Source organism: Streptomyces sp. NPDC057939 (genome assembly GCF_042887545.1).
GTDB lineage: Bacteria > Actinomycetota > Actinomycetes > Streptomycetales > Streptomycetaceae > Streptomyces.
This window is the reverse complement of sequence record NZ_JBHVPG010000005.1, coordinates 196,051-217,735: the sequence shown is the minus strand read 5'-3', so window position 1 is coordinate 217,735 and position 21,685 is coordinate 196,051. Positions and strand designations below refer to the sequence as shown.

22 protein-coding genes are annotated in these 21,685 nt (G+C 73.9%); 8 read left to right on the top strand and 14 right to left on the bottom strand.

Annotated elements, in window-relative coordinates; translation table 11 throughout:
- Nucleotides 1–119: 119 nt before the first annotated feature.
- The 6 genes from ACFVS6_RS08685 to ACFVS6_RS08660 are packed head-to-tail and all read right to left on the bottom strand — an operon-like array spanning nt 120 to nt 5,546.
- A complete protein-coding gene (locus ACFVS6_RS08685; RefSeq protein ID WP_389701915.1) occupies nt 120–1,358 on the bottom strand; it encodes a cytochrome P450 in 1,239 nt (412 codons plus the stop codon).
- A complete protein-coding gene (locus ACFVS6_RS08680; RefSeq protein WP_389701914.1) occupies nt 1,355–2,584 on the bottom strand; it encodes a cytochrome P450 in 1,230 nt (409 codons plus the stop codon). The genes ACFVS6_RS08685 and ACFVS6_RS08680 overlap by 4 nt, the downstream gene beginning before the upstream one ends.
- Entirely contained in the window at nt 2,581–3,216 is a 636-nt protein-coding gene (locus ACFVS6_RS08675; RefSeq protein WP_389701913.1) for an ATP/GTP-binding protein, read from the bottom strand. The genes ACFVS6_RS08680 and ACFVS6_RS08675 overlap by 4 nt, the downstream gene beginning before the upstream one ends.
- Nucleotides 3,197–3,550 (bottom strand): DUF742 domain-containing protein, encoded by a 354-nt coding sequence (locus ACFVS6_RS08670; protein WP_389701911.1) that lies wholly within the window; start codon nt 3,548–3,550, stop codon nt 3,197–3,199. The genes ACFVS6_RS08675 and ACFVS6_RS08670 overlap by 20 nt, the downstream gene beginning before the upstream one ends.
- The gene (locus ACFVS6_RS08665) at nt 3,547–3,948 is read right to left on the bottom strand and encodes a roadblock/LC7 domain-containing protein (RefSeq protein ID WP_281210250.1); all 402 of its coding nucleotides are present in this window, start codon (nt 3,946–3,948) and stop codon (nt 3,547–3,549) included. The genes ACFVS6_RS08670 and ACFVS6_RS08665 overlap by 4 nt, the downstream gene beginning before the upstream one ends.
- The gene (locus ACFVS6_RS08660) at nt 3,945–5,546 is read right to left on the bottom strand and encodes a sensor histidine kinase (RefSeq protein WP_389701910.1); all 1,602 of its coding nucleotides are present in this window, start codon (nt 5,544–5,546) and stop codon (nt 3,945–3,947) included. Before ACFVS6_RS08660 ends, ACFVS6_RS08665 begins: the two co-directional genes overlap by 4 nt.
- A 232-nt stretch (nt 5,547–5,778) precedes the next feature.
- On the opposite strand from ACFVS6_RS08660, the gene ACFVS6_RS08655 reads away from it, so the two are divergent.
- From ACFVS6_RS08655 to ACFVS6_RS08630, 6 genes are all read left to right on the top strand, one after another.
- Nucleotides 5,779–6,891: a RimK family alpha-L-glutamate ligase gene (locus ACFVS6_RS08655; protein WP_389701909.1), complete on the top strand. Its 1,113-nt coding sequence runs from the start codon at nt 5,779–5,781 to the stop codon at nt 6,889–6,891.
- Nucleotides 6,888–7,685, top strand: coding sequence for a RimK family alpha-L-glutamate ligase (locus ACFVS6_RS08650; RefSeq protein ID WP_389701907.1), 798 nt, complete (start codon nt 6,888–6,890; stop codon nt 7,683–7,685). The genes ACFVS6_RS08655 and ACFVS6_RS08650 overlap by 4 nt, the downstream gene beginning before the upstream one ends.
- Before the next feature lie 260 nt (nt 7,686–7,945).
- The gene (locus ACFVS6_RS08645; protein ID WP_389701906.1) at nt 7,946–8,998 is read left to right on the top strand and encodes a zinc-dependent alcohol dehydrogenase family protein; all 1,053 of its coding nucleotides are present in this window, start codon (nt 7,946–7,948) and stop codon (nt 8,996–8,998) included.
- Nucleotides 8,999–9,199: 201 nt separating this feature from the next.
- A complete protein-coding gene (locus tag ACFVS6_RS08640; protein ID WP_389701904.1) occupies nt 9,200–10,642 on the top strand; it encodes a carbohydrate-binding protein in 1,443 nt (480 codons plus the stop codon).
- Nucleotides 10,643–10,781: 139 nt separating this feature from the next.
- Nucleotides 10,782–11,189 (top strand): hypothetical protein, encoded by a 408-nt coding sequence (locus ACFVS6_RS08635; RefSeq protein WP_389701902.1) that lies wholly within the window; start codon nt 10,782–10,784, stop codon nt 11,187–11,189.
- A 97-nt stretch (nt 11,190–11,286) separates the two neighbouring features.
- Complete coding sequence (locus tag ACFVS6_RS08630) at nt 11,287–12,366, top strand: LacI family DNA-binding transcriptional regulator (RefSeq protein WP_389701900.1); 1,080 nt, start codon at nt 11,287–11,289, stop codon at nt 12,364–12,366.
- A gap of 42 nt (nt 12,367–12,408) precedes the next feature.
- Here ACFVS6_RS08630 and ACFVS6_RS08625 read toward each other — a convergent pair whose 3' ends face one another.
- The gene (locus tag ACFVS6_RS08625; RefSeq protein ID WP_389701899.1) at nt 12,409–12,915 is read right to left on the bottom strand and encodes a GNAT family N-acetyltransferase; all 507 of its coding nucleotides are present in this window, start codon (nt 12,913–12,915) and stop codon (nt 12,409–12,411) included.
- A gap of 41 nt (nt 12,916–12,956) precedes the next feature.
- Nucleotides 12,957–14,048 carry a DUF2330 domain-containing protein gene (locus ACFVS6_RS08620; protein WP_389701897.1) on the bottom strand — a complete coding sequence of 364 codons (1,092 nt, stop codon included), beginning with the start codon at nt 14,046–14,048 and terminating at the stop codon, nt 12,957–12,959.
- Between the two features lie 185 nt (nt 14,049–14,233).
- On the opposite strand from ACFVS6_RS08620, the gene ACFVS6_RS08615 reads away from it, so the two are divergent.
- Nucleotides 14,234–14,713 (top strand): hypothetical protein, encoded by a 480-nt coding sequence (locus ACFVS6_RS08615; RefSeq protein WP_389701895.1) that lies wholly within the window; start codon nt 14,234–14,236, stop codon nt 14,711–14,713.
- On the opposite strand, the gene ACFVS6_RS08610 is transcribed toward ACFVS6_RS08615, so the two are convergent.
- The 5 genes from ACFVS6_RS08610 to ACFVS6_RS08590 form a co-directional block, all read right to left on the bottom strand.
- Nucleotides 14,671–15,378, bottom strand: coding sequence for an HAD family hydrolase (locus tag ACFVS6_RS08610; protein WP_389702064.1), 708 nt, complete (start codon nt 15,376–15,378; stop codon nt 14,671–14,673). The two genes, ACFVS6_RS08615 and ACFVS6_RS08610, sit on opposite strands and share 43 nt — an antisense overlap.
- Nucleotides 15,379–15,467: 89 nt before the next feature.
- Entirely contained in the window at nt 15,468–16,562 is a 1,095-nt protein-coding gene (locus ACFVS6_RS08605; RefSeq protein ID WP_389701893.1) for an ABC transporter ATP-binding protein, read from the bottom strand.
- Nucleotides 16,563–16,566: 4 nt separating this feature from the next.
- Entirely contained in the window at nt 16,567–17,484 is a 918-nt protein-coding gene (locus ACFVS6_RS08600) for an ABC transporter permease (protein WP_389701892.1), read from the bottom strand.
- The gene (locus tag ACFVS6_RS08595; protein WP_389701890.1) at nt 17,472–18,380 is read right to left on the bottom strand and encodes an ABC transporter permease; all 909 of its coding nucleotides are present in this window, start codon (nt 18,378–18,380) and stop codon (nt 17,472–17,474) included. The genes ACFVS6_RS08600 and ACFVS6_RS08595 overlap by 13 nt, the downstream gene beginning before the upstream one ends.
- Nucleotides 18,380–19,552: an ABC transporter substrate-binding protein gene (locus ACFVS6_RS08590; protein WP_389701889.1), complete on the bottom strand. Its 1,173-nt coding sequence runs from the start codon at nt 19,550–19,552 to the stop codon at nt 18,380–18,382. Before ACFVS6_RS08590 ends, ACFVS6_RS08595 begins: the two co-directional genes overlap by 1 nt.
- 228 nt (nt 19,553–19,780) lie before the next feature.
- Here ACFVS6_RS08590 and ACFVS6_RS08585 point away from each other — a divergent pair, with 228 nt between their 5' ends.
- A complete protein-coding gene (locus ACFVS6_RS08585) occupies nt 19,781–20,590 on the top strand; it encodes a GntR family transcriptional regulator (RefSeq protein WP_389701888.1) in 810 nt (269 codons plus the stop codon).
- Nucleotides 20,591–20,684: 94 nt separating this feature from the next.
- Here ACFVS6_RS08585 and ACFVS6_RS08580 read toward each other — a convergent pair whose 3' ends face one another.
- Entirely contained in the window at nt 20,685–21,662 is a 978-nt protein-coding gene (locus tag ACFVS6_RS08580; protein WP_389701886.1) for an NAD-dependent epimerase/dehydratase family protein, read from the bottom strand.
- Nucleotides 21,663–21,685 lie beyond the last annotated feature (23 nt).

Here is a 21,685-nt window from a genome sequence, read left to right as displayed (position 1 = left end):
AACCTAGCAACGCCGTTCGTACGATGGCCATTCGATTTCCGCGGCTCGCGGCCCGGCCGGCCGCCGGTGCGGCGGAGGCCGGCCCCGCCGGACGGGCGGGGCCGGGACCGTCGGCTCCGCTACGCGGTCAGGTGGACCGGCAGGTCGAAGAGGTCGTTCTGGGTGAGGATCGGCTTGTTGCGCAGTTCCTCGCGGGCCACGGCCAGGCGCAGGTCGGGGAACCGGGCGTAGAGCGCGGGCAGGGCCACCAGGGCCTCCAGGCGGGACAGGGCAGCGCCGGGGCAGACGTGGGGGCCGTGGCCGAAGGAGATGTGCCGGTTCGGGGTCCGGGTGACGTCGAACGCGCCCGCCGTCTCCCCGTGCTGGGCCTCGTCACGGCCGAGGGCCCCGAAGGAGACGATCAGGCCCGCGCCGCGGGGCAGGATCCGGTCGCCGACCTCGATGTCCTCGGCGGCGAAGCGGATCAGGACGTGCGAGGTCGGGGTGGCCCAGCGCAGGGTCTCCTCGATGACGTTCTCCCAGGGGACCTCGCCCTTGAGGACGAGGGCGCGCTGCTCGGGGTGGGTCTCCAAGGCGACGACGGCGTTGACGATGAGGCTGATCGTGGTCTCGTGGCCCGCCGCGACCATCAGTTGGAGGGTGTTGGTGATCTCCTCGGTGGTGAGGTGGTCGCCGTCCTCGGAGGCCGCGATGAGGGCGCTGGTCAGGTCGTCGCCGGGGTTCTCCCGCTTGGACTCCACGATCCGGGAGAACAGCGCGCCGAGGTCCGCCATCATCTGCGGGACTTCCTCGGGCAGGGTCTGGGTGGAGAAGAACTTCTCGAAGAGGGCCTTCAGTCGCGGGTGTTCGGCCGCGTCGACGCCCATGAGCTCGCTGATGACGTTCATGGGCAGCGGGTACGCGAAGCCGGCCTTCAGGTCGACGCTCTCGCCGGCGGGGCGCTCGGCCAGTGCGTCGAGCATCCGCGTGGTCAGTGCCTCGATGCCGGTCCGCAGCTTCTCCACCCGGCGGACGGTCAGGGCCTGGGCGACCAGGGTGCGCAGCCGGCGGTGCTCGTCGCCGTCGACGGTCAGCATGGAACGGCCGGGGTTGGCGAGGCCGATCAGCGGCCAGTCCGCGGGTATCTCGCCGCGCTGCCAGGCGCCCCAGACGTTGATGTCCTTGACCACTCTTGGGTCGGTCAGGAGTCTTCTGGCCTCGGCGTGGTGCGTGACGGCGTACACGTCGACACCGCCCGGCAGGACCACGGGTACCAGCGGACCGGCGGCGCGCAGCGCGGCGCTCTCGGCGTCGAGGTCGGTGACGAAGGGGTCGAGGACGAGGGGGGCGGGGCCGGCGTGATCGATCGGGCACGTCATCGGGTGGCTCCAAGGGCGGGGGTCGGGGTGAAGGTCACGGGGAGTTCGGTGAGTCCGCGCAGCCAGGGCGAGGGCCGCCGGGTGAGTCCGGCGGCGCGGCCGGCGAGGTCGACGTCCGGGAGCCGGTCGAGGAGCACCTCGATGCCGGTGCGGGCGATGACCTCGGCGACCTCCTGGGCGGGGAAGGGGCAGCGGTGTTCGCCGTGGCCGAAGGAGAAGAAGGCGTTGTTGCCGCCCGTGAGGGAGCCCGCGTCGGTGCGTACGTGCGGGTCCCCGTTGGCGGCGGCCAGGCCCAGGAGGACCAGGTCGCCGCGGCCGATGTGCTGTCCGCCGAGCTTGGTGTCGCGGGTGGTCCAGCGTCCGGCGACGTTCTGGGTGGGGGTGTCCTCCCAGAGGACTTCGTTCATGGCCTCGCCGACGCTGTGCCGGCCGCCGGCGAGGGAGGCGGCGAACCGGTCGTCGGTGAGCATCAGGCGCAGGGTGTTGCCGATCCAGTCGGCGGTGGGCTGGTGGCCGGCGGCCATCATCACCATGAGGTCCTGCGCGACCTCGTCCATGGTGAAGCCCGCGGTGTTCGCGAGCATGCGGGAGGCGACGTCCGGGCCGGGGACGGCCTGCTTCGCGGCGAGCAGTCCGTACATGGACTCGCCGAGGTGGCGCTGGCCCTCCAGGGCGCCCGCCCGTCCGTTGATCATGTCGTTCATGGCGGTGACGAGCCCGGGGCCCTGCTCGTCGGAGAACCCGTAGAGGCGTGCGAGGACGCGCAGCGGCAGGAGCATGGCGTACTCGCCGACGAGGTCGCAGGCTCCCCTGCCGCACAGGCCGTCGATCAGTTCGTCGGCGAAGCGTTCGGCGTGGCCCTTGAGTTCGAAGGGGTCGACGGCTTCGAGGGCGCCGGAGATGACGGCGGCGCGTTCGCGGTGGCGTTCGCCCACGGTGTAGAGGATCGACGGCTGCTTGCGGCCGATCATCGGCAGGAGCGGCCAGTCTGCGGGGATGGTGTCCCACTGGTTCCACAGGTCGGAGTCGCGGGAGAAGAGCTGCGGGTCGCTGGTGACCTGGTGCAGTTCGCGGTAGCCGAGGACCAGCCAGGCCGGCACGTCCCCGTCGAGCACGACCGGGGCCACGGCGCCGTGGTCGCGGCGCATCTCCCGGTACAGCTCGATCGGGTCGGTCTGGAAGCGGGGGCCGCCGAGGTAGACGGGCTGGGGCTCGGGGGTGGTCACGGGGTGGGCTCCGGGATCGTGTGCAGGACGGCCGTCTGGTGGCGCTGGAGGTGCTGGAGGTGCTCGACGAGGGAGATGAGCACCTGCTTGCTGGAGGCGCGCGAGCGGGCGTCGCAGAACAGCAGGGGCACCTCGGGGGGCAGGTCGAGCGCCTCCCGGATCTGCTCGGGGGTGTGGGAGGGGCCGCCGAAGTCGTTGCAGGCGACCACGAAGGGGGTGCCGTGGTGTTCGAGGCGGTCGATGGCGTACCAGGAGTCCGCGAGCCGGCGGGTGTCCACCAGGACGACGGCTCCGAGGGTGCCGGAGAACAGCCTGTCCCAGAGGAACCAGAACCGTTCCTGCCCGGGGGCGCCGAACAGGTAGAGCACGTTGTGGGCGTCGAGGGTGATGCGTCCGAAGTCGAAGGCCACCGTGGTGGCGGTCTTCGCGCCGACCGCGGAGGTGTCGTCGACGGCCTCGCCCGCCTTGGTCATCGTCTCCTCGGTGTTCAGCGGACGGATCTCGCTGACCGAGCGGACCATGGTGGTCTTGCCGACGCCGAAGCCGCCCACGATGACGATCTTCAGGCCGTTGTCGGCGGTGCTGCTGAGCGCCTGCCGGGGCGTGCCCCGGTCAGAGGTTGCGGAGTCCAACGAGCACCTGCTCCAGGATGTCGAGGTCGGGAAGGAGGTACGTCGAACGCGGGTGCCGGGCGCTGATGCGCCCGGTCCCGAGCAGGTCGGCGAGGAGGATGCGCACGATGGACACCGGCAGGCCGAGCTCGGCCGCGATCTCCACCACGGCGGTCGGGAACCGGCACATCCGCAGGATCGCCACGTGTTCGGACTGCATGCCGGGCACCGGGTCGCACTCCGTGACCACCAGGGTCACGAGGTCGAAGGCGTCCGAACCGGAGTGGCTGCGGCCGCCGGTGAGGGTGTAGAGCCGGTCCGGGGAGTCGTCCCGGCCCGGCCTGCCGCGGCTCAACCCCGGGGCCTGGCGATCAGATGTTCGCTCAGCTGCTCGACCAGTTCGGACATGTTGTGGCCGACGAAGCCCGCGTCGGCCTCCTCGTCGGCGACCAGCGCGAGGTGTGCGCCCTCGCCGGCCTCGACGATGAAGAGGATCCCGCCGTAGAACTCGGCCATCGCCGAACGGACTCCGCCGGTGCCGTCGCCGAACTCGATGGACGCGCCGTGGGAAAGGCTCTGGATGCCGGCGGCGATGGCGGCGAGCTGGTCGGCCTGGTCGACGGAGAGCTCGGGGGTGCGGCACAGCTTCAGGCCGTCCCGGGACAGCACGAGGGCGTGCCGGGCGCCGGGGGTGCGCTCCAGGAGTCCTTCCAGGAGCCAGCTGAGCGTCTCGTCGGTGGTGGTGCCGGTCATCGCGTGTTGCCTTCCGGGTGCGGGGGGTTCGGGGGCTGCTGCGCCGAGTTGCCGCGCACGGCCTGGCGGAAGCTGCCGAAGCGGGCGGCGGACTGGGACGCGCCGGTGGGGGCGGCCGGGTTCCGGGCCGCCGCTCCCGCGGCGTCGGGACCCTCGGGGTGGGCGGCGGCCATGGTCCGGCCGCGCCGCCTCCGGGGCAGTCCGCTCTCGCCGATCACCGGGTTCGGGCCGGTGGATTCGGAGTCCTCTGTGCCGGCGGCGGGGTCGGCGGCGTCGGCCGGGCCCTGCGTCCGGGGGGCGTGCTCCCGGGCGGGCGTCGCGCCGTCGGGCTCGACGGGGCCGTGGTGGGCGGGCTCCGCCTCCGGGGCGGCCGGCGCGGGTACGGCGGCGAGCGCCGGGGCGGCCGAAGCGGCCACGAGGGCCGGGGCGGGCAGGGTCTCGGCCGCGGTGCGGCTGATCAGCTCCTGCGGCAGCATCATGAGCGCGCCGGTACCGCCGCGCGCGGACGGCCGGAAGGAGACGGTCAGCCCGTGCTTGCGGGCGAGGCGACCCACGACGGCCAGTCCGAGGCGGGTCCCGGAGAGCCCGGCCAGGTCCAGCGACTCGGCGGTCACGGCCTGTTCGGCGCGCCGCAGCTGGACCTCGCTCATGACGAGTCCGCTGTCCTCGACGGTGATGATGACGCCGGCCGGGACCTCTTCCACGTAGACGTGGACCTCGGCGTTCGGCGGCGAGAAGTTCGCGGCGTTGTCGAGGAGTTCCGCGAGCGCGTGCATGACGCCCTCGGCGGCGTGGCCGGCGACGGCGGCCTCGCTCGTGGAGTGCAGGCGTACGCGCTGGTAGCCGCCGATGCGGCCCATGGCGCCGCGCAGGATGGACTCCATGACGATCGGCTTCGCCCAGCGGCGGCCCGAGCGGGCTCCGGTGAGGACGGCGATGGAGTCGGCGAGGCGGCCCGCCTGGGCGGTGCGGTGGTCGAGGTGGAGCAGGTCGCCGAGGACGTCCTCGTCGGCGTGCCGGTGCTCCATGTCCCGCAGGTCCGCGAGCATTCCGGTGGCGAGCGCCTGCATCCGCCCGGCGGCGTTGGCCGCGGCGGCCATGGCGGCGGCGCGGCCGGAGCGGGCGCGCCGGAGCTCCTCGCCGAGGCGCTCGCGGGAGGCCAGCTGGGCGGAGGTCATGCGGTCGAGTTCGGCGGCGTGGGAGGCCGTCAGGTGCTCGCGGTCCGCGGCCCGCGCCGTGGTCAACCGCTCCACTTCGGCGGCGTGCTCGGTGACGAGGCGGGTGCGCTCGGCCGTCCGGGCGGCCGTCTCCCGGGTCGCCTCGGCGGTGAGCCGGGCGAGGTGGGCGTCGCGGTCCGCGAGTTCACGGGTGAGGGCGGTGAGCCGGCTCCGCAGCAGGCGGGATCCGCGCGCGGTCCAGGTGAGGGCGCAGGCCGCGACGGAGAGCACCAGGGAGCCCGACGCGGAGAACCAGCCGAGCGGTTCGCGGACCGACGACGGGGCCGCGGCCACCGCCGCCATGGAGAGGGCGCCGGTGGCCACTGCGGTGATCAGCAGGGCGAGCACAGCGGGGCGAAGGGGGGAAGGCGACGCCGTCATCAATCAAAGCCTCAAACCGGGCGTATATGGAAGAGAGGGTTCCTGTGGCAACGAGGGACAACTATAAGAGGATTGCTGATCGTTTAGGAAAGGTCTTGACGGAAGTCACGCTATGTAGCGCCCACTAAGGACAGGTCTGGAGCGGTTTCGGGGCTATGGCATGGCATCCTGTGACGTCACAACTCGCCGGACGGGATCGGCGGCGGACGTCCGGGGAATATGGGGAAGGTCCATGAGGCTCTGCTTCCTGGTGGAGGAGCACTACCGCCACGACGGCATGCCGAACGAGGTGATCCGGCAACTGACCTCCTGGGGGCACCGGGTCGACGTCGTACGGCCGGGCGGCTCTCTGCTGCGCATGGGCGAGGTCGTGCGGGCCGGCGTGCACGACGCCTGGGTCCTCAAGACCGTGTCCGGAGGTCCGGGACTCACCCTCCTGGAGGCCGCGGCGGCCACCGGCACGACCACGATCAACGACGCCCGCTCGATCCGCGGCGTACGGGACAAGGCCCTCGCCGCCGCCCTCGGCAGTGCGCACGGCCTGCCGATGCCGCCGACCTACGCGGTGGCCCGGCCCGAACTGCTGGCGGAGGTACCGGATTCGGAGTACCCCCTCGTCGTCAAGCCCGCCGACGGCAGCTCCGGCCGCGCCGTGCACCTCGTACCCTCCCCGGACCGGCTGGCGGAACTGCTCCCCGCGCTCGCGGGCGAGGGCATGCTCATCGCCCAGCCGTACGTGCCCAACCCCGGCACCGACATCAAGGTCTACTGCGTCGACGGCGACCTGTTCGCCACCGAGCGCTGCTCCCCCCTGCACCCCGACCCGGCCGTGCGCGAGCGGCGGGTGCCGCTGCCCGCCGAGGTCGCGTCGATCGCCGCCCGGGTGGGCGCCGTGTACGGGCTCGACCTGTACGGGGTGGACGTGCTGCTCGGTCCCGACGGGCCCGTGGTGGTCGACGTGAACGACTTCCCGAGCTTCCGTCAGGTCCCGGACGCCGCCGCCAGGGTGGCGCGGGCCGTCCTCGCGCTGGCCCGCGCGGGCGGAGCCGCACGGCCGCCGGCTGGTCAGGGGCCGGCGGCGGGGGTGCCGGCGGCCGGAGCCTCCGGGCCCGGGATGCCGGCGCCCGGGATGCCGGCGCCCGGGATGCCCGCGCCCGGCGTGCCCGTGACGCCGGGGCCCGGGATGCCCGTGGCGCCCGTTCCCGGGGTGTCCGTGCCCGCTCAGGTCGTCCCCGGTCCGTCGGTGCCGCAGCAGTCCGTGCCCGGGCCTTCCGTGGCGGCGTACTCCGCACTGCCCCTGTCGATCCCCGCGCAGGTCGCGGCCGGGGCGGGGGACGGCGCGTGAGGATCGCCCTGATCTCCCCCGACCCGGGGCATCCGCTGCTCGCGGCGACCGCGGCGCTGCTCGCCGCGCGTCACACGGTGCTGGTCCTGGACCCGGCGGCGGGCCCCGCGGGCGCGCGCGGGGCGACGCCCGACGTCTGCCTGCTCAAGGCGCGGACCCCGGCGGCGCTCGAACTGGCCCGGGAGTTGGAGGCGCGGGGCTCCGTGGTGCTGAACTCCGCGACGGCCACCGACCGCTGCCAGGACCGGATCACGATGGCGGAATCGGCCCGCGCGGCGGGGCTCCCCTTCGCCGCCACCCACGCGTTCGACAGTCTCGCGGAGTTGGTGTCCTCGACGGACGGCCGGACGGACCGGCCGCTCGTGGTGAAGAGCCGGCGCAGCCGCAAGCACGACCTGGTCGCCCGGGTCGACGGACCGGACGGACTGCGGGCCCTGGAGCCGATCTGGGGCATGGAACCCGTCGTGGTGCAGGACTTCGCCCCCAACAACGGCTGGGACCACAAGGTGTGGGTCGTCGGGGGCCGGGTCTTCGCGGCCCTGCGGCGCTCCGAACTGGCCCCCGGGGCCGAGGAACCGGCCACCGTCCGGGACCGACTCCCCGCCGAGTGGGCGGAGTCCGCGTTGCGGGTGGGAGAGGTCTTCGGACTGGAGGTCTACGGCGTGGACGTCATCGAGACCGTCGGCGGCGCGCCCCTGATCGTCGACGTCAACGCCTTCCCCGGGATCCGCGGCCAGGCCGGCGCGCCGCGGGCCCTGGCGGACCTGGTCCTGCGCAGGTCCGCTTCTACTTGATGACCTCGACCTTCTTGTCCCCGGCGGAGGCGACGGCCTGCGAGGAGGCGCCCAGCACGGCGACGACGGCGATCAGGACGGCGGCGACAGCGGCCTTGCGCTTGCGGTTCACGGTTCCCCCTGTGTCGTGACGGTCCGCGGTCCACGACGGCCCGCGCCCCACGAAGCCTCTCACCGGCCCCGTCCGGCGACAAGGCCCGACAATGCTCGTGATCGATGAGCCCGGGCCCGGTCCCGGCATCCGACGAAAGGGCGGTGTCATGCGCGCTGTGGTGTTCGAGCGGTACGGGGAGTCGGCCGGGGTACGGGAGGTCCCCGATCCGGTTCCGGCCCCGGGCGGCGTCGTCGTCCGCGTGGAGGCGACGGGACTGTGCCGGAGCGACTGGCACGGCTGGATGGGCCACGACCCGGACATCGTGCTGCCGCACGTGCCCGGCCACGAACTGGCCGGGGTGGTCGAGGCGGTCGGGCCGGCCGTCACCGCGTGGCGGCCCGGGGACCGGGTGACCGTACCGTTCGTCTGCGCCTGCGGGAGCTGCGCGGACTGCGCCGCGGGCCACCACCAGGTGTGCGCGCGCCAGACGCAGCCCGGATTCACCCACTGGGGTTCCTTCGCCGAGTACGTGGCCCTGGACCACGCCGACGTGAACCTGGTGGCCGTCCCCGAGGAGGTGTCGTTCGCGACGGCCGCCGGCCTGGGGTGCCGCTTCGCGACGGCGTTCCGGGCGGTGACCGCGCGGGGCAGGGCGGCCCCGGGCGAGTGGGTCGCCGTCCACGGCTGCGGCGGGGTCGGCCTGTCCGCCGTGATGATCGCGGCCGCGGCCGGCGCGCGGGTGATCGCCGTGGACACCGCGCCGGGCGCACTGGAGCTGGCCCGCGCCTTCGGGGCGGCCGCCTGCGTGAACCCCGCGGACACCGGGCCCGGGGGCACGGCGGAGGCGGTGCGGGAGTTGTCCGGTGGCGGCGCGCACCTCTCGCTGGACGCCCTGGGCTCCCCCGCGACCGCGGCCGCCTCGGTGGCCGGGCTGCGCAGGCGGGGCCGGCACGTGCAGGTCGGGCTGTTGCCGGCGGCGGCCGGCCCCGCCGTCCTGCCCATGGATCGGGTGATCGGCTGGGAGCTGGAGGTCCTGGGCAGCCACGGGATGGCCGCCCACGCCTACCCGCCGATGCTGGAACTGGTCCGCTCGGGGACGCTGAGGCCGGACCTGCTGGTCACCTCGCTCATCGGTCTGGAGGCCGCCCCGGCGGCGCTCGCCGCGATGGGCTCGGCGGTGGGGGCCGGGGTCACCGTCATCCTGCCTCCGTCGCCCTGATCCGAGCCGCCCACGTTCGGCGGAGCAACCCACTCCGCCCTCAAGTCCCTTCTCCGTTACAACTCTTGACGGCGCCGAGGGTGGGGAGCACAGTGTCCAGCGGCGCGGCCTTGAGAGCGCTCTCAGGGGGATTCCGCCAAGGACTCCGCTCCCCCGCGTCTCCCCCGTACCACGCCCTCGGACGTCTCGGAGAGGACATCCATGCGTGAGCCATCCCGTACAGACGGGCCGTCGTTACGTCGCACCGTCATCGCGGCCCTGAGCACCCTCGGCGTGCTCGCGGCCGCCGTCACGGCCTCGGTCCTGCCCGCCGGGGCGGCCGCCCCGGGCTCCCCGGCCGCCCCTCCCGTCCCGCCCGGCTGGTCCCAGGTGTTCCTCGACGAGTTCGACGGGCCGGCGGGATCCGGGGTGGACACCGCCGACTGGCAGTACACGACCGGGACGAGCTACCCCGGCGGCCCCGCCAACTTCGGTACCGGCGAGATCGAGACGATGACCGCCGACCCGTCCAACGTCTCCCTCGACGGCGCCGGGAACCTGCTGATCACACCCCGGCGCGACGCCGCCGGCAACTGGACCTCCGGTCGCGTCGAGACCCGCAGATCCGACTTCCGGCCCCCTGCCGGCGGCACGCTCCGGGTCGAGGCCCGCGTCCGGATGCCGAACGTGACCGGCCCCGCGGCGAAGGGGTACTGGCCGGCCTTCTGGATGCTGGGCGGCCCCTATCGCGGCAACTGGTGGAACTGGCCCGGCATCGGCGAGCTCGACATCCTGGAGAACGTCCAGGGCATCAACCAGGTCTGGTCGACCATGCACTGCGGCACCAGCCCCGGCGGGCCCTGCAACGAGACGTCCGGCATCGGCGGGAAGCAGGTCTGCCCCGGTGTGAGCTGCCAGGCGGGCTTCCACACCTACGCCGTCGAATGGGACAGGTCCACCGCCCCCGAGCAGATGCGCTTCTACGTCGACACGCTCAACTACCACACCGTACGGGCCGACCAGGTCGACGCCGCCACCTGGGCCGCCGCCACCGGCCACGGCTACTTCCTCATCCTCAACGTCGCCATGGGCGGCGGGTTCCCCGACGCCTTCGGCGGCGGCCCCGACGCGGGGACCGTGCCCGGACACCCGATGACGGTCGACCACGTACGCGTGCTCCGGTCGTCGGGCGGTACGACGACCCCGCCGACGACCCCGCCCACCACGCCCCCCACCGCCCCGCCGGGCGGCCACCGGGACGCCTACGCGCCCATCCAGGCGGAAACCCACGACGCGCAGGGAGGGCTCGCCGTCGAGACGACCACCGACACCGGCGGCGGTCAGGACGTCACCTCCATCGGGAACGGCGACTGGGCCCGGTTCGCGGGCGTCGACTTCGGCTCCGGCACCGCCGGGCAGTTCCTCGCCCGGGTCGCGAGCGGCGCGACCGGCGGGGTGAGCGGCCTCGTCGAGGTCCGGCTCGACAGCCGGACCGGCCCGCCCGTCGGCAGTTTCTCCGTCGCCGGAACCGGCGGTTGGCAGAGCTGGCGGACGGTGCCGGCGAACATGACGGCGGTCGGCGGCGTCCACGACGTGTACCTGACCTTCACCAGCGGCGGGCCCGCCGACTTCATGAACCTCAACTGGTTCCACTTCGCCCGATGACGGCCGCCCGGCACCCCCGTGGGCGCTGCTCCGACGCGCAGATCCACGGCTCTCCCGGCTCCCCCCTCCACATCCCGGTCTCCCCCGACGACCTGGGCCGGGGCCGGATCCGCGCAACCCGGGCGACCCCGACGCCGACGTGCCCCACGACTGGTACGAGTACACCTGGGTGCGGGGCGAGGTGCCCTTCGGCGGGAACACCGCCCAGGTCGAAAAGTTCGGCTTCCCGATGACCTCGCGCCCGCGCCGGACCTCATCCGGCCGGGTCGCCGGGGACGTGCTGACCTCCACCGAGAACGGAGCGGGCCCCTTCACCCTGCGCACACCCACCTCGTACGAGGTGTTGTCCCGCTCCGGGGCGACGGCTTCGGGCTACGACACCGGGAGGCAGCTCGGAGCCGAGTTCCGCGCCGTGTTCCTCCACACGATCGGCATCGGCGGCCGGGCCTACGGGTTCCCGTACGACGACGTCAACGACCAGCCCTCCGTGCGGATCCTCGGCAACTCGGCGCCGCCGACCGGTCCGGCCCTGGGCATCGGCTGGTGACGGCCCCGTACCGTCGGAGCCCCCTCGGGGCCCGGCGGTACGGGTTACCCTGCTGCCCGGCGAGGCGAGCGCCCCCGCAGAGGCAGGAGGACCATCCGTGCCCGATCAGCTTTCCGTGACCCCCCGGGCGGCCGCGGCGCCCGCGGCCCGCCCAACCCTGGAGGCCGTCGCGGCGGCGGCCGGGGTCTCCCGGGCGACCGCGTCCCGCGTGGTCAACGGCGGCGAGGGGGTGCGTCCGCATCTGGTGGACAAGGTCAAGGAGGCCGTCCGCGAACTGGGCTACGTGCCCAATCCGGCCGCGCGCACCCTGGTCACGCGGCGGACCGGGGCCGTCGCGGTCATCATCGCGGAACCGGAGGTGCGGATCTTCTCCGATCCGTTCTTCTCCCGGCAGGTCCGCGGCATCAGCAGGGAACTGACGGCGAGCGACACGCAGTTGGTGCTGCTGTTGGTGGAGGACCACCGGGACTACGAGCGGATCGAACGCTATCTGGCCGGTGGGCACGTCGACGGGGCACTGGCCTTCTCCCTGCACACCGACGATCCGCTCCCGGCGATCACCCGCCGCATCGCCCTGCCGACGGTCTACGGGGGTCGTCCGGGCTGGACGGCCGCACCGGACGCGGAGGGCTCCCCCGGTGGGGTCGCGTACGTGGACGCGGACAACCGCGGGGGCGCCCGCCAGGCCGTCCGGCACCTGCTGGACCTGGGGCGTCGGCGGATCGCGCACATCGCCGGACCCCGCGACCAGACCTCGGCCACCGACCGGCTGGACGGCTACCTCGACGTGCTGCCGGGAGCCGATCCGGGGTTGTTGGCCGAGGGGGACTTCACGGCGGCCGGAGGGGCCCGGGCGATGGCCGGGCTGCTGGAGCGCAGGCCCGACCTGGACGCCGTGTTCGCCGCGAACGACCTGATGGCGACGGGTGCGCTGGAGGCCCTGCGGGCGCGGGGCCGCAGGGTCCCCGAGGACGTGGCACTGGTGGGTTTCGACGACGCCGAGTCGGTGGCGGAGACCACGGATCCGCCGCTGACGACGGTGCGTCAGGACATCAAGGGAATGGGCCGGCTGATGGCCCGGCTGCTGCTGCGGTCGTTGGAGGACCGGCGGGGCGCCGGGAGGGCGCCCCGTCCGGTCATCACGCCGACGACGCTGGTGCGGCGGGCGTCGGCCTGAGCGGCTCCGGATCCGGCGGGCTCCGGTGCGGGGCGGTCGGGCTCACAGGGCCCGGCCCATGCACACGCGCGGCCAGCGGTCCAGGCCGTGCAGGGCCTCCTGCCGCCTGATCTCCCGCAGGCCCGGGGTGAGTTCCCCGTCGGCCAGGATCCGGAAGCCGCAGCGCAGATAGTAGGGGGCGTTCCAGGGCACGGCCGCGAAGGTGGTCAGGGTGAGTGCGCCGTCGCGCCGGTCGGCCGCGCGGAGCGCGGCGTGCTCCAGCAGGGCCCGGCCCACTCCCCGGCGGGCGACGTCCGGATGCACCGAGACCTGCTCGACGTGGAGGGCGCCGTCGACCGGCTCGGCGATGAGGTAGGCCAGCGGGCGGTCATCCGGGCCGGTGGCCACCCAGGCCAGACCGCTGTTGACGTACCGGGCGAGTTCCTCCTGCGGGAGCGGATCGTCGTCGGCGACGTCGGGCATTCCGATGTCGCGGAAGCATTCCCCGGCGGCCCGTTCGATGTCCTGGCAGACCGGAAGGTCCGCGAGGACCGCTGCTCGTATGCGCATCCGGTCAGTGTCGCCGGGGCGGGGCCGGGTGTGCCAGGGCTTCACCCCCGCGGGGAGCGGCGGATCCGGGCGCGGAGCCCGCGCAGGAGGAGCGCGGCGGCCGCCCCCACCGCGATCAGGGCTCCGGCCACGGTGAGCGACCAGGCCGGGATTCCGTCGCCCACGGTGAGGAGCTCGTCGTGGTGGACGATCCGCCGGTAGGGGGTGTCCTCGGCGGTGGTGCGCAGTTCGTGGTCCCCGTCGATGAGCTCGGGCCGCGGGAACCGCTGCTCGATCGCCGTGAGGAACAGCGGTTCGGTCCCGGCCAGTTCGGCGAGCGGCCCCGTGGGGGTGACGGTTCCGGCGAAGGTGACCTCGGGTGCCGCTCCGCCGATCGGGGACCGCGGCTCCATGCGGTGCGCGGCGAGGACGTACAGGTCGAGCGACTGCGGGGTACGGGCCAGGCGGGAGAGCCGCATCGGGTAGACGAGCCGGTCACTGGCGAAGCCGATGCGCAGCGGGTCGAGTTCCCCGCGCAGGGTCCGGCCCTGCTCCCGGGGGGCGAGGCGCACGGCGACGTACTCCCAGGCGCGGTCGACGTAGGGCCGTAGCTCGGTGGTGAGCCGGTCGGGCAGTTCGAAGCCGTTGGTCTCCAGCCAGGTCCGCAGGGCGTCGGGGTCGGTCGCGGTCAGCCGGGCGACGTCGAAGTCGCCGAGCCGTTCGCGGCCGACGACGCCGACCGCGGGGGCGCCGCTGCCGGGAAGGGGGGCGCCGGCGGTGTCGCGGGAGCCGGAGGAGAAGGGCCAGTCGCCCTCGCGCGGCCAGAAGTAGGTGCGGGTCCGGTGTTCGGGGCGGGTCAGGCGGCCCAGCTCGGGGAAGAGGTCGGCGTCGCCGAGTCGTACGGTCGCCCGGCCGGGGACCGGCATGATCCAGGCCGCCTTGCGGGCGGTGCCACCGACGGTGAACCGCATGACGATCTCTTCGGTACGGCCGTCCCAGCGCACGACGGAGGCTTCGCGGTCGACTCCGATGCGGGCCGCGTCCCCGGGGACCATCGCCCCGCAGCCGCAGGCGTGGGCGGGACCGATGAGGGCGCCCGACTGGGTCACGAGCAGGGCGAACAGGAGGGTCAGGATTCTTCGCTTCGTCCACACGGGTGATGGGACGAGGTCGCGTCGCGTCCGGTTCCGCCGGCCGGTCCGCCCGCCCGGTGCCCGCCGTCACCGCGGCCGACAGGGGCGGACGTCCGCGCTCCGTCATCAAACTGCGGCCGTTCCGTGCCCCGGGAGTGGCCGCGACGGGGCCGTCGGACGTCCGGCTGATCCCATACTTGTGGCTCATGAGAGGGATGGACAAGCCGCGCAGCAGCCCCCTGGTGCCCGACGCCGTGAGCGCCGAGATCCTCCGGCACGACTGGGGGTCCGTCGAGTGCGGTTGCGGCCGCTCGGCGGAGCATCTGGAGGAGACCCTTTGGAATGCCGCCGAGGGGCATCCGGCTGCGTTCCACGCCCTGGAGGGCCACGTGTTCGCCGGGTCGCGGCTGCGGCCCCCGGCGCCGGCCGCGTGCGGGGTGCTGATGGCCGTGTGGGCGGCCGGGCCGCCCCGGCTGGCGACCCGCGAGGCGCTGTTGTGGGCGCTGCTGGCCTTCCTGAACACGGAGGACGACGGCTCGTCGCACGAGGCGGGCCTGTACGGCCAGTGCGCCGCGTTCATCCGTACGGGTCTGCCGGGGCTGCGCCGTGAGCGGGCGGCCGCCCCGGGCTCGGTGGCCGCCGCCTATGCCGACGGGGTCCTCGCGCTCCTGGACCTCTCCGTCTGATCCCCGCCGGCGGCGCGCAGGCAGGCGCGCAGCACGGCCGGGGTGACCTCCTCCAGGGAGTCCGCGAAGGTCCGGGCCGGCGAGCGCGGTACGTCGAGCAGCGAGGGCACCACCAGGACCGCGCAGCCCGCGGCTTCGGCGGAGGCCGCCCCGTCCGGCGAGTCCTCCACGGCGACGCACTCGGCCGGGGGCAGACCGAGTCGCGCGGCGGCCTCGCGGTACGGGTCGGGGTGCGGCTTCGTGCGTGCGGTGTCGTCGGCGGAGAGGGTGAAGGCGAAGGGGACGTGGGCGAGCGCGCCCCCGACGACCTCGTCGACCACGACCCTCGGTGAGGCGCTGACCAGGGCGAAGGGCACGTTCCGCGCGGCGAGGGCGGCCAGCAGCCGCCGGGCTCCCGGGCGCAGTGGGGCGCCGGCCGCGACCAGGCGGAAGAAGCCGTCGGTGAGGGCGGCGGCGACCGTCGCCCGGTCCGCGCCGCCGGTGAGGCGTACGAGGTGCTCCGCCGTGTCCTGGACGGCGCGGCCCACCACCTCGGGGGCGTCCGCGGGGCCGAGCCGGTGACCGAGCAGGTCGGCGACCTCCTCCGTGGTCCGCCACCAGAGCACTTCGGTGTCGACGAGGGTGCCGTCCATGTCGAGGAGGACGGCGGCGGGCCCGTCGGCCAGGTCCTCGGCAGGTCCGTCCACGCGCTCCTCGGCAGGCCCGTCGCCCCGACCCTCGGCACGCCCGTCCACGCGGTCCTCGGCGGGTCCCTTCACGCGGTCCTCGCCACGACGAGGACGGGCCGCTCGGTCAGGCCGACGGTGGCCCGCGCGCCGGGTACGAGGGCTCCGGCGTCCCGCGAGGGGAGGTCGGCCTTGACCCGGCTGCCGCCGGGCAGGTCGAGGTGGAGCCGGGTGACGGCGCCGAAGAAGGAGGCCGACACGACGGCGGCGGCGCCCTCCTCGTCGGCGGACACGGTGACGTTCTCGGGCCGGACGAGGACCTCGACGTCGCGGGTGGTCGGGACCGGTCCGTCCACGGGCAGCCGGATGCCCGCGACCTCCACCAGGCCGCCGTCGCCGAGCCGGCCCGGGAGCCGGTTCATGGTGCCGACGAACTCGGCGACGAAGGCCGTCGCGGGCCGTTCGTACAGTTCTGCGGGGGCCGCGCACTGCTCCAGCCGACCGGCGTTCAGGACGGCGACCCGGTCGGCCATGGAGAGGGCCTCCTCCTGGTCGTGGGTGACGAACACGGTGGTGATGCCGAGGGAGAGCTGGAGGCGGCGGATCTCGTCGCGCAGGTTGGCCCGCACCTTGGCGTCCAGGGCCGACAGGGGTTCGTCGAGGAGGAGCACGCGGGGGCGCAGGGCCAGGGCGCGGGCGAGCGCGACGCGTTGCTGCTGGCCGCCGGACATCTGGTGCGGGTAGCGGTCGCCGTGCTCGGGGAGGCCGACCAGGTCGAGGAGTTCGGCCGCGCGCTCGGTGCGCCGGGCGGCGGGGACCTTGCGCACGCGCAGGCCGAAGGCGACGTTCTCGCGGGCGGTGAGGTTCGGGAAGAGGCTGTACGACTGGAAGACCATCCCGGCGTCGCGGCGGTTCGCCGGGACGCGGGTGATGTCCTCGCCGTCGACCAGGACCTCGCCGGAGTCGGGCTGCTCGAAGCCGGCGAGGACGCGCAGCGCGGTGGTCTTGCCGCAGCCGGAGGGGCCGAGGAGGGCGAGGAGCTCGCCGGGGCGGGCGGTCAGGTCGAGGCCGTCGAGGGCCACGGTGGAGCCGAACGCCCGGCGCAGGTTGCGGAATTCGACGAGGGCGCCCGCGGGGGCGCCGCGGTCCGCCGGCGTCCCGGCCGCGGCAGGGGTGGTGGGCATGGGGTCAGGACTCCTTGCGGGAGGTGGTGGGGGCGGGCGACGACGCTCCGGAGGCGTTGGTTCCGGCCCGCGAGAGGAGGAGCAGCAGCAGCCAGGTGATGAGGAGGCTGAGGACGGAGACGGCCACCGACATCCGGGCCTGGGCACCGGAGATGGTCACGATCCACACCGCGAAGGGCCGGAAGCCGAGCAGCGAGGCGATGGTGAATTCGCCGAGGACCAGCGCGAGGGTGAGGAAGGCCGCTCCGGCGAGGGAGGCCCGCAGGTTCGGGAGCAGCACGCGCAGGACGACGTACGGCCAGCTCGCGCCGCAACTGCGGGCGGCCTCGGTCAGGGTGGGTACGTCGACTGCGCGCAGGCCGGCGTCCAGGGAGCGGTACACGAAGGGCAGTGCCAGCACTGTGTAGGCGAGGACCAGGACGAACGGGAACTTCTCGTTCTGCACGGCGATGAACGTCTGGTAGAGCGGGGTCCGCGACAGGTGGTCGGGCCCCCACCGGAGCACCGTGGTGATGCCGGTGACCAGGGCGATGGGCGGCACCACGAGCGGCAGCATGCACACGACCTCGACGACCGGTCGCAGTCGGGGCGAGCCGATGCGGACGGCGACCAGCGCCGGCACGGCCAGCAGCAGGGACAGGGCGATGGTGGCGGCGGCCAGGCCGAGGGAGAGCAGCAGGCTCTCGGTGAAACCCTCGGCGGCGAGCAGTTCGGTGTACGCCTCGAAGGTGATGCCCTGCCCGGGGACGTGCACGGTGAAGACGAAGGAGGCGACGAGCGGCACGAGGAAGTACGCGGCGGCCAGGCCGAGTACGGCTCCGCGCCAGATCCGGGGGCGCGGACGGCGTGCCTTCGCGCGGGCCCCGGGGACGGTCACCGGGCCTTCGTCGGTCTGCGGCAGGGTCGGGGTCATCGCAGCCATCGGGCGCTCCGTCGCTGGAGGGGCAGGTAGAGGGCCATGACCAGGCCGGCGATCAGGATCATGTCGAGGCCGAGGGCGAGCGCCACGTTCTCCTGGCCGGTGAGGACGTTGCCGGAGAGCGCGTCCGCGATCTTCAGGGTGACCAGGGGGACCGAGCCGCCGACGAGGGCCGCGGCCGTCGCGTGGGCGGCGAAGGCGGTTCCGAAGAGGAGGACGAACCCGCCGAGGAGGGAGGGCGCGAGCACCGGGAGGCCCACGTGACGCCAGTACTGGCTCGCGGTGGCCCCGCTGTTCCGGGCGGCCTCGCGCCACTGCGGGCGCAGTCCGTCGAGTGCGGGGACGGTCACGAGCACCATCAGCGGGGTCAGGAAGTACAGGTAGACCACGGTGAGGCCGGTGAAGGAGTACAGGTTCCAGCCGAGGCCGGTGAGGTCGGCGAGGCGGGTGACGACCCCGGATATGCCGACGGTGGCGATGAACGCGAAGGCGAGCGGTACACCGCCGAAGTTGGCGAGGACCCCGGAGGCCGTCAGCGCCGCCGAGCGCAGCGCGGTGGAGCGGGAGGTGACCAGGGCCTGGGCGATGAGGACGCCGAGCACCGCGGCGAGGAGCGCCGTGAGGGCGGACAACTGGACGCTGCCGACGAGCGAGCCGAGGTAGGGGCCCTGGAGGGAGCGCGCGAGGTGCTCGCCGGTGGGTCGGGTGGCGCCGGTCGCCGGGTCGGTGCCGGTGACCGCGCCGAAGGCGATCGCGCCGAGCGGGATGCCGAAGCAGAGCCCGGTGAAGACGAGGAGGGGGAGGACGGCGAGCCAGGTGCGCGGTCCGCGCCGCCGGCGGCGGGTGGTGGCGCCGCCGGCGGTCCCCTCCGTGAGGGGGGAGGTGGTGGGGGTGGACATCAGCTGAGGGCCTTGTCCCACTTCTCGGCGAGGGCGGCCTTGGCCTTGTCGAGCTCCTCCGAGGCGGGGAAGGTCGGGGTGCCCTGGACCTGCGGGAGCGCGCCGATGGCGGCCTTGTCCGCGGTGCCGTCCTGGGTCATGCCGGGGAGCAGGACGGGGCGGGCGTGGCCGCGCAGCCAGATGTTCTGGCCCTCGGTGCTGTACAGGAACTCCATCCACAGGCGGGCGGCCGCCGGGTTGGGGGCGTCCTTGTTGATGGCCTGCGAGTAGTACTGGGCGTAGACGCCGTCGGCGGGGACGGCGACCTTCCAGTCGACGCCCTTGCCCTTGAACTGCTCGGCGTAGCCGGCGTTCAGGTAGTCCCAGTCGATGGAGATGGGCGTCTCGCCCTTCTCGACGGTGGCCGGGGTGGACTCGACGGGGATGAAGTTGCCGCTCTTGCGGAGCTGTCCGAAGAAGTCGATGCCGGGCTGGATGTCCCCGAAGGAGCCCTTGTTGGCGAGCGCGGCCGCGTACACGCCGCCGAACGCGGAGCCCGACTTGGTGGGGTTGCCGTTGAGGGCGACCTTGCCCTTGTACTCGGGCTTGAGGAGGTCCGCGAAGGTCTGCGGGCAGGTGGGGACGCGGGCGGCGTCGCAGCCGATGGAGACGTAGCCGCCGTAGTCGTTGTACCAGCGGCCGTCCGCGTCCTTCTGGGAGCCGGGGATCTTGTCCCAGGCGGTGACCTTGTACGGGGCGAAGAGGTTCTCGGCGGCGCCGCTGCGGGCGAAGGCGATGCCCAGGTCGAGGACGTCGGGGGCGCGGTCCTGGCCCTTGCGGGACTTGACGGCCGCGATCTCGTCGGAGCTGGAGGCGTCCGGGTTCTCGCTGTTGACCTTGATCTTGGGGTACTTGGCCTGGAATGCCTTCAGCATCTCGCCGTAGTTCGCCCAGTCCGGCGGGAGCGCGATCACGTTCAGCTTCCCCTCCTTCTCGGCGGCCGCGACGAGGGCCTCCATACCGCCGAGGTCGGCGAGCGAGGTCGCGGTGCCCGGCTGGGCGTTGCCCTTCGCGTTGCCGGTCGCGCCGGCGGGCTGCTGCGGATCGGGCGCTGCGCCGCACGCGCTGAGCGTGGTGAGGACGGCGGCACTGAGCAGTACGGCCGCGCCGCGACGGGCGGAGGAACTGAGCACGGTCTCTCCCGGAGACAGATCCAAAAGGGGGTCGTTCACTTGTCTGAACAAGTTGGCTCCAGTTCGCCCGGGCGCGCTGTACGGACGGTGAACGGCGGCCGTCCGCCGGAGCACGCTTCGAGGAAGAGCGGAAAATGACCGAAAGGGGTCGTGACAGACCGGGCCGGATGATCATCGATGATGATCGTGGCCCAGGGGGGTCGAGGACGTCGGCGGCAGGGGAACGGCATGGGCAACAGCGCGGGCAGCGGTACGGGGGGCCGTGCGGGCGGCGCCACGGGGACCGGTTCCGGGACGGCCCGGTACCTGGAGATCGCGGAGGCGTTGCGGCGCCAGATCCTCTCCGGCGCCTACCCGGTCGGCGCCCGGCTGCCGTCGGAGAGCGACCTGGCCGCCAACTGGTCCGCCTCGCGGGGCACCGTCCGCCAGGCGGTCGCCACCCTGGCCGCCGAGGGACTGGTGGGCTCCAGCCAGGGCGCGCGACGGATCGTCCTGCGCCAGGAGCGACGGCACAGTTTCGGCGAGCTGAACAGCTTCGCCCAGTGGGCGGAGGGCATCGGCCACGAGGTCCGCAGCCGCTTCCTGTCCCGGACCCGCCGGGCCGCGACGGTCGAGGAGGCGGAGCGGCTGGCTCTGCCGCCGGGTACGGAGGTCCTCGCCGCGCTGCGGCTGCGCCTGCTCGACGGCGAACCCACGATGGTGGAGCGGACCGCCTACGCCGACTGGGTCGCCGAGGCCGTCGAGGCGCTGCCGCAGGACTGCCGCTCGGTGATGGACAGTCTGGAGGCGGACTCCGGGGTCGTGGCCCAGTACGGCGAACACCTCATCGACGCGCTGCCGGCGGGCAGCGAGGACGCCCGACTGCTCGGAATCCGGCGCGGCAGCCCTTTGTTGCGCCAGCGGCACGTCTCGGCCACCCGCACCGGGCGCCCGATCGAGTGGTCCGACGACCGGTACCTGGCCGGCAGCGTCACCTTCAGTGTGAGCAACTCGGCAGTAGCAACTCCGCTGGAGCGACACCCGGGCACGGAACGCTGAACGCGACCGGCGGGGCGGCGGGCGGGGACGGCAGCGCCCGGGTGGGGACGGGGCGGGGGGACGGGGTGGGGCCGGGACCCCGTGCGACGCGGCGTCAGCGCGCGGGCGGGGTCCCGTCGGTCGCGTCGTCGATCGCTTCGTCCACCGCCTCCGGCAGCCAGTCCTCGGTCCGGGTGAAGGCGAAGCCGAGCCGCGCGGCGCGGCCGTTGTCCAGGGCGTAGGGACGATCGAAGGAGAAGGGTGACGCCTCCTGTCCCCGTGCCACGGTCCGGTACCGAGGTGGGCGCCCGACCCGGGCGGCGACCAACTCGCACAGCCGGGTGACCGTCAACGCGCCGTCGGAGGCGGCGTTGACCGGGCCGGTGAAGCTTCCGGTCACCGCCCAGGCCAGGAACTCCGCGATCTCCCGGTGATGGATGAAGGAGGTCGGGTACGGGTCCTCGTGCACGTCCACGGGCAAGCCGGCCCCGATCCTCCCCACGTAGTGCGCGAGGCGCCCGGTGAACTCCGCCCGGCCTCCGCCCAGGACGTGCGCGGAGCGGACGCTGACGTACGGGAACGCCGGATCGCGCAGGAACACCGCCTCGGCCCGCCGCTTGCCCTCGGCGTAGGCGGCCGCCGGGCCGGACGGCAGCTCCGCACCGGCCGCCGGGAGGATCGCCGGGAAGCCCGGGAGGTCGACGCCGTCCTCGGCGACCGGGTGCGCGTGCACCGACGTCCGGGCGGAGCCGCGACCCGGAAGGGACGACGGGAAGGTCGCCGGGTCGTACACCTCCATCGTCGAGGTCATCACGTAGCGTCCGGTCCGCCCCGCGCCGAAGACCCGGCGGGCGACGGCCGCCTGGTGCGGGGTGTAGCAGACCTGGTCCACGACGGCGTCGAAGGTGCGGGACCCCAACACCTCGCGCAGGTGTCGTTCGTCGTCGCGGTCGGCCACCAGCCCGGCGACCCCGTCGGGCGGGAGGACGGATCCCCGGTTGAGGACCGTGACCTCGTTCCCGGCGTCGCGCAGGAGCGTGACCAGGTGCTTACCGAAATAGCGGCTACCGCCGATGACCAGAATGCGTTCCATGGCGTCGACCCTGCCCGGGTATC